This window comes from Saccharothrix sp. ST-888 (assembly GCF_000955975.1).
GTDB lineage: Bacteria > Actinomycetota > Actinomycetes > Streptomycetales > Streptomycetaceae > Kitasatospora.
Map to the genome: position 1 here is coordinate 1 of NZ_JYJF01000187.1, position 6,208 is coordinate 6,208.

The 6,208-nt window shown below is 71.9% G+C and carries 8 protein-coding genes; all 8 read right to left on the reverse strand.

Annotated elements, in window-relative coordinates; all coding sequences use genetic code 11:
- Positions 1-247: 247 nt before the first annotated feature.
- Complete coding sequence (locus tag UK12_RS31490) at positions 248-1,003, reverse strand: pentapeptide repeat-containing protein (protein WP_231591465.1); 756 nt, start codon at positions 1,001-1,003, stop codon at positions 248-250.
- Between the two features lie 340 nt (positions 1,004-1,343).
- Positions 1,344-1,832, reverse strand: a complete 489-nt coding sequence (locus tag UK12_RS31495) for a cysteine/serine endopeptidase inhibitor (RefSeq protein ID WP_063838357.1) — start codon at positions 1,830-1,832, stop codon at positions 1,344-1,346.
- 95 nt (positions 1,833-1,927) lie between these two features.
- Entirely contained in the window at positions 1,928-2,263 is a 336-nt protein-coding gene (locus UK12_RS31500) for a hypothetical protein (protein WP_045306625.1), read from the reverse strand.
- A gap of 898 nt (positions 2,264-3,161) precedes the next feature.
- The gene (locus tag UK12_RS31505) at positions 3,162-3,578 is read right to left on the reverse strand and encodes a cytidine deaminase (protein WP_045306626.1); all 417 of its coding nucleotides are present in this window, start codon (positions 3,576-3,578) and stop codon (positions 3,162-3,164) included.
- A gap of 246 nt (positions 3,579-3,824) precedes the next feature.
- Positions 3,825-3,998: a hypothetical protein gene (locus UK12_RS40235; RefSeq protein ID WP_156179056.1), complete on the reverse strand. Its 174-nt coding sequence runs from the start codon at positions 3,996-3,998 to the stop codon at positions 3,825-3,827.
- Positions 3,999-4,144: 146 nt separating this feature from the next.
- Positions 4,145-4,642 (reverse strand): NUDIX domain-containing protein, encoded by a 498-nt coding sequence (locus UK12_RS31510; protein ID WP_045306627.1) that lies wholly within the window; start codon positions 4,640-4,642, stop codon positions 4,145-4,147.
- 47 nt (positions 4,643-4,689) lie between these two features.
- Entirely contained in the window at positions 4,690-5,724 is a 1,035-nt protein-coding gene (locus UK12_RS31515; RefSeq protein ID WP_045306630.1) for a serine hydrolase domain-containing protein, read from the reverse strand.
- Positions 5,725-5,923: 199 nt separating this feature from the next.
- The coding region (locus tag UK12_RS31520) for an ACT domain-containing protein (RefSeq protein ID WP_045306631.1) at positions 5,924-6,208 on the reverse strand (285 nt) is incomplete at its 5' end.

Genomic DNA, 6,208 nt, shown 5'->3' on the forward strand with positions numbered 1-6,208 from the left:
CGCTTACTCATGTTGCTCTTGGTTCCCACCTGAAACTGCTTCCTCCGGGCTCACATGTCCCAGTGTCCAGGTGTCCGAGCCGAGGGTGGAACTTCACGCCTCGTGTTCCCCGGTTCCCCGCACACTCTCGGCCGCTGGCTGGCCGAGCACCCGGCGGACCGTGCGCAGGTCGTCGCCGCAGCCACCGCCGTGCCCTGAGCGGGACCTGTGCACCAAGGGGCTGGTGCATGTCGCGTCGGGGGATCGGCTACCAGTGGGCGGGGCGGTTGAGGGTCGTGGGCAGCTTGGTGGTGGCGTCGCCTCTGGCCGCGTTGAGCTGGGCCTGGGTGAGGAAGATGCTTCCGGTGAGGTCGGCGCCGCGCAGGTCGGCGTTGCGGAAGTCGGCTCCGATCAGGTCGGCGGACCGCAGGTCGGCACCGCTCAGGTCGGCCGCGATGAGGTAGGCGCCGCGCAGGTTGGCGCCGCGCAGGTTGGCCCCCTTGAGCCTGGCGCCGATGAGGTCGGCCCCCCGGTGGTTCTTCTTGCGGCCCGGGACGTCGGCCCGGACGAGTTCGCTGGTGCGCAGCAGGAGCGTGTTGATCTCGGCGCGGAGTGCGGGGACATCGGCCCGGACGAGGGTTTCGGCGTCGCTCAGGGTGAGCTGCTCGGTGTCGTTCAGCGCGCGGCGGAGGTCACCGTGGACGGGGCGGGCGGCCGGCAGTTCCAGTGCCTCGGTCAGGTACCAGAGCAGTTCGTGCAGCTGTCGCATGACGGGGAACACGTCGAACATCTGCCGGGCGCTGTCGGGAGCCTGCCGCCAGTCCTGCCCGTCGAAGGTGACCTGGGACACCTTCTGCCCGGCGCCGAAGCAGTCGAACACCGTGCAGCCCGGGAAGCCCTTCTGTCGCAGCTGGGTGTGGATGCCGCAGCGGAAGTCCGCCTGGAGGTTGGAGCACGGCTTGCCGGCGTCCTTGTTGACCGCGAAGTCGGCGGAGGCGGCGAACGGCAGAGCCACACAGCACAGTCCGAAGCAGTTCGCGCAGTCGGACAGCAGGCTCAGTCGACGGCCATCGGCTGGCGCGGTGGCGGGGGCAGCTGCGACGGTGGCGGGCGCCGCCGAGGTGCGTGCCGCCGAGGTGCGTGCGGTGCGGGAGTTGCCGGCCGAGGCGGAAGCGGAAGGGGCTTTGGCTTTGCGCTTCTGGGACAAGGTGCCTTCTCCTGCGGCAGGGGTGAGCACCGCCTCCTGCCGCGCTCCGGACCGGACTCCATTGTCCCTGAGCGGGAGCGGTCCGGCCGATCCGGGTGGGCGGCAGGCCGTGCCCGAGCCGGTGCCGCCTGCCGCCCGTCGTCCGCGCGAGCCCGGGCTACCGGGAGCGTGCGCCGGTGCGGTCCGAGCCGGCGGTGCCGCTGATGGCCGGGCCGAGGGCCTTGCCGTCGGCGTTCACGAACTGCCAGGTGATGCCGTTGATCACGCCGGTGCCGAGCGGGGCGAGTTTGCCGAACGCCGGTTGGCTGAGGTCCATGTGGCCCGCGTCGCACGACGGACACTTGTCCTTGACCGGGACCGTGATGGTCTTCCCCTGGTACGTGACCTTCACGGACACGCCCCGGCAGAGCGGGTCGTTCTTCGGGTTGGCGGAGGTCCACCAGGTGTGGGAGACAGCGACCAGGGTCTCCGACGAGGCGTCGATCAGGGTCCCGCAGGCTCCGTGCCCGGCGTCGGTGTAGTACGTCATGCTCCCGGCCATCGGCTTGTTGACCGGTATCGCGGCGGAGGCGGTGCCCGCAGTCGGGGCCGTCAACGCGATTGCGGCCAGCGGGATGCCTGCCCAAAGCCTCAGCTGTTTGCCCATGCGTATGTGCTCCTCCAGGTCAGGTGGACGTGAACAGGTGCGCGCGCCGGTGAACTGCTGCCGGGAGAATCGGTGTTGACGTCCTTTCGGGCACGTCAACTACGCACTACGGCAGTCGAACGGAGCGTCGCCCGGTCGGTGGCGGTGGCGACCCGCGGCTCCGCCGCCCGGTACTTGGTCATCAGGAACGGTGTGACGGTGTCCGAACGCACCTCCTCCGCCGTCTGCTTGTCGATCACGAACCACCGGTAGATCCGCAGCGCCCGCCGGTCGTCGGAGGTGGTGACGGCGGCGAGGTAGTGGATCCGGGCGACCCGCACGGCGGCGACGCCGGTCGGGACGGAGTCGAGGACCAGGGGCGGCAGCAGATACGGGTGGAGGGTGGCCAGGACCCCGGCCGCCGCGACCGGCGAGACGGTCGCGGCGATCACCTCCTGGGAGTTCTGGAGCAGTTCGGGGGCCGTCTGCGCGCCCCGGTCCGCCGACTCCCACTTGTCGTTGTACTGCGGGACGTCGTACGCCTCCAGCTCCGCCGCGCGGCCTGCGGCCAGCAGCGCGAGGTCGGCCCCGCGCCCGATGCGCGGGTTTCGCGCTCTGCTCGGGCATGGTGCTCCCGGGTGTGGAGGGATGGTTCACGGTGCGATGCGGTGCGCGGGCACCCCGGACCGCCCGGGCGGCCGGCCGTGGCGGGGCGCGGGCCACCGGTTGCGCGAAGGCGTGCGGGGGTTACGGAGCCGCTGGATGGTGCGGTCCGTGAGGGCGGGGTGTCGGTGCGACCCCGGTCCTGGCGGCGCCGAGGACGGCCGCTCGGCGTGTCCCGGGCGTGCTCACTCGATGTGGGCACTTCGGTGTCAGGACCGGCGAGTTGCTGGAAGCCGATCAGACATTCGGTTACGGCTTCGGCTACGGCGTCGGGCCCGGGCCGTGGCCGCGCTCGGCGCCGGGCTCGCAGCCGGGAGCGTGTCGAGCCCCCCCTGCGGAGTGAAGGCGGGCCGCTGCGGCCGGAGTTCGGCGCGTCGATCGTCAACCCGGCGGCGACGCCGGTCCTTTCGGATGCGCCCGCGTCCGCGATGTGGGATGGTCGGCCGCGTGCCGACTGAACGCCCGACACGTCGGGCCAGCGCAGGTGCTCACGAGTCGTGGCAGCGGGCCGCAGCGCGCGGCGCACCGCGCCGTGGACCTGCGAGGACGGGCGGTACCCGCGCCCTTGTCCCGAACAGGCGCGACCGGCCGGTGCTCACCCGAGCGGCACCGCCGTACGGCCTGCCGCCCGGTGACCTGTGGTCGCCGGCTCGGTACGGAGGGTCGTGCCCCGAGGGGCCTCGGGGGCTACTGGTGGTCGGCCCAGACGTAGGTATCGGGCAGCAGCCGCGAGATGGGGACCGCGCGCGGCCGGGGTCCGGCGGCCAGGATGACGGTGATGTCCGGGAAGTAGTCGAACAGGACCTGTCGGCAGCGCCCGCAGGGCGGCACTATCCCGCGCCCGCCGTCACCGACCGCGACGATCGCCTCCAGCTCGTACGCGCCTTGGGCGGCTGCGGCGCCGAGGGCCACCAGTTCGGCACAGGGGCCGCCGGTGAAGTGGTAGGCGTTGAGCGCCGTGACGATACGGCCGTCCTTGGCACGGGTGGCGGCGGCGACGGTGTGGTTGTCACCCCGGGCGTACGTCTCGGCGGTGTGGGTGGCGGCCTGGACGAGTTCGAGGTCTATCCGGGGATCGTCCGGGTGGTGATCGACGACGGCCATCGTGTTCGGCTTCCCTGAGGATCGGGGCGACGCGAGTCCCGATGGCGGCACCGCGTGGGGACGGCGTCGCGGCTTTCTCCGGTGTCCCAACCGGTTCTCCCGACCAGCTGTTTCCACCAGTTGTCCCAACCATTGGAACACCGATCGTTCCGAATGCCGACATCATTTCCGTCCGCACCGCTCGGCCGTCCCCGGGGACGTGAGTGCCCCGGTCGGCGCGGGGCGGACCGGGGCACTCGGGGGCGGTCAGTCCAGGTTGTGGTGCGGTTCCACGCCGTCGTAGTCGTCGGACGCCCACCCCGCCGTCTCGCTCTCCAGGCCGGCATCGGGAACGTCGTTGAGCAGATCGCCGACGGTGACCGCCCGGGCCTCGCCACCGGTCTCGTCGCCGGGGGCGGACTCCTCGTAGGTGCTGGGCATGGTGTCTCTCCTCGATCGGGTGCTCGACACTGTTGCCCGGAGATTAATCGGAATCGACTGTTCCGTATATCTCTCCCTGCGCGGGCCTCCACAGGTTCACCCGAAGAGCAGGTGCGGGACCGGCGGGCCCGGCGGCAGCGGAGTGCTCAGCCGAGGTAGCCGGGACTGTGCAGCAGGGCGGTGCCACCGTCACGGCGAGCCCGGAGCGCGTGCACCAGGCGCGGTACCGCATGCGGGTGCAGCAGTTCGAGGGCTCTCGGCACGGAGAAGAAGCCGTACTCGGCCACCTCCTCGGCCTGCGGGTGGATGACCGACCCGGCGGACACGGTGCCGCCGTCGAACATGAACTGAACGGCAGGGTGGGCCTGTTGGCCCTGCTCGGGCAGCGGGTCGCGCCACTCCACCACGACCAGGCGCAGACTCTGAATGCTCAGCCCGGTCTCCTCCCGCAGCTCCCGTGCGGCGCACTGCTCCGGGCTCTCGCCCTGGTCGATCACACCGCCCGGGTAGAGCCAGGAGTCGCGGTAACTCGCCTTCAGGAGGAGGACGTTGCCGTCGGGATCGGTCAGCAGCACACTGCTCCCGACGTAGGCGCGGACGAGGCTCGCCAGCCATTCGTGCTCGGGCAGCCAGGTGGTGGTCAACGTGCTTTCTCCTCCTGGGAGTTGTGCGGGTGGTGCGGGTGGTGCGGTCAGGCCGGGTCGGTGAGGGTGGCGAGGGTGGTGAGGGCGAGGGCGCGGAGCGGCACCAGCAGGGCGCTGTCCCGGCCGTGGTAGACCGCGTTGGTGAGCAGGACGAGGTAGCGGCCGGTGCGCGGGTCGAGGTGGATGCTGGTGCCGGTGAAGCCGTGGTGGTAGGCGACGGGCCCGGCGTCCGGGCCGGTGTCGGCGACGATCCAGGCGAGGCCACGGCGGCGGCCGGGTTCGATCGGGACGGCGGAGCGCATGCTCTCGGCCAGCCAGGGTGAGACGAGCGCGTGCTCGGCGAAGACGGCCAGATCGGCGGCGGTGCTGAACGCCCCGGCATGCCCCGCGATTCCGCCCATGAGGGCGGCGCTCGGATCGTGCACGGTGCCCCAGACCCGGGGTGCGCCGACCAGGCGTGCCTCGGTCGGCGCGACCTGCGGCGAACGGGCCAGCGGGCTGTACGACGTCTCGGTCATGCCCAGCTCGCGCCAGAGTTCGTCGGCGAGCAGGTCCAGACGGCGTCCGCGCAAGGTCGCCAGGAGCAGGCCGAGCAGGATGAAACCCCGGTCGATGTAGCGGTGTTGCCGACCCGGCTCGCTGATCAGCGGCTCCGCGCAGATCAGCCGGGCCAGCGGGGTCGGGTCGCCCAGGTAGCGGTCGAAGTGGGTGCGATCGAACAGACCGCTGGTGTGGGTGAGGAGTTGGCGTACGGTCAGATCGACACCCGGCGGCGGTAGTTCGGGGCGGATGACGCGCAGCGGGGTGTCGAGATCGAGGAGTCCCTCGCGGACGGCCCGGCCGATCAGCGGCCAGGTGGCCACCACCTTGGTGAGCGAGGCGAGGTCGTAGCGGGTGTGCTCGTCGGGTGCCGCCGGACCGCACTCGGCGCCGACCGTGCCGCAGGCGGCGGTGACGCGTGGGCCGCCGACCGTTCCGGCGGTGATCACGCCGCCCGGGACCCGGCCGGCGGAGACGAGCGGTGCCAGAGCGTCCTGCAGAGCGGCGGCGGCGCCGACCGCCCAGTTCCGGGCCGAGGACACGGTCACTCCCTCCCAATCCTGAGGGGCCCGACTGCGGAGCGGGGCCATGCTCACTCGTACCCCGGCCGCCCGTCGCGAAAGCCGACGCGGAGGTGTACAGCAGGGTTCGGGGAGAAGGAGTGGCCGAGCCTTCCGCAGGGGTGCCGGGTGCTCCTTCCGGGGCCTGGCAGCCCCTGCGTGGGGGCAAGGTGCTCGGAGGTCAGGCGGACGCGGCCAGTTCGTCCAGGACGGCGATCGCCCGGTCGGCATCGCCGGAGGCGACGAAGAGGTGGTCGTGGTGGAAGCCGGCCACCACGTTGCAGCTGATGCCGTGCTCGGCGAGGCGTCCGGCGACGGCGGCGGTCAGGCCGACCGCCTCCAGTGCGGAGTGGATGCGCAGCGTGATCCAGGCGGCCACGAACTCGTATCGCAGCCCGAGCGCGTCGGCCTCCTCCTGCGGCACCACGACGGTCGGCCCCTCCGGCTCGGAGACCGTCACCACCGG

Bases quoted from the DNA above. Each gene is read 5' to 3' on its own strand.
- UK12_RS31495 (WP_063838357.1), bottom strand. From the start codon at position 1,832: ATGGGCAAACAGCTGAGGCTTTGGGCAGGCATCCCGCTGGCCGCAATC.
- UK12_RS31505 (WP_045306626.1), bottom strand. From the start codon at position 3,578: ATGGCCGTCGTCGATCACCACCCGGACGATCCCCGGATAGACCTCGAA.
- UK12_RS40235 (WP_156179056.1), bottom strand. From the start codon at position 3,998: ATGCCCAGCACCTACGAGGAGTCCGCCCCCGGCGACGAGACCGGTGGC.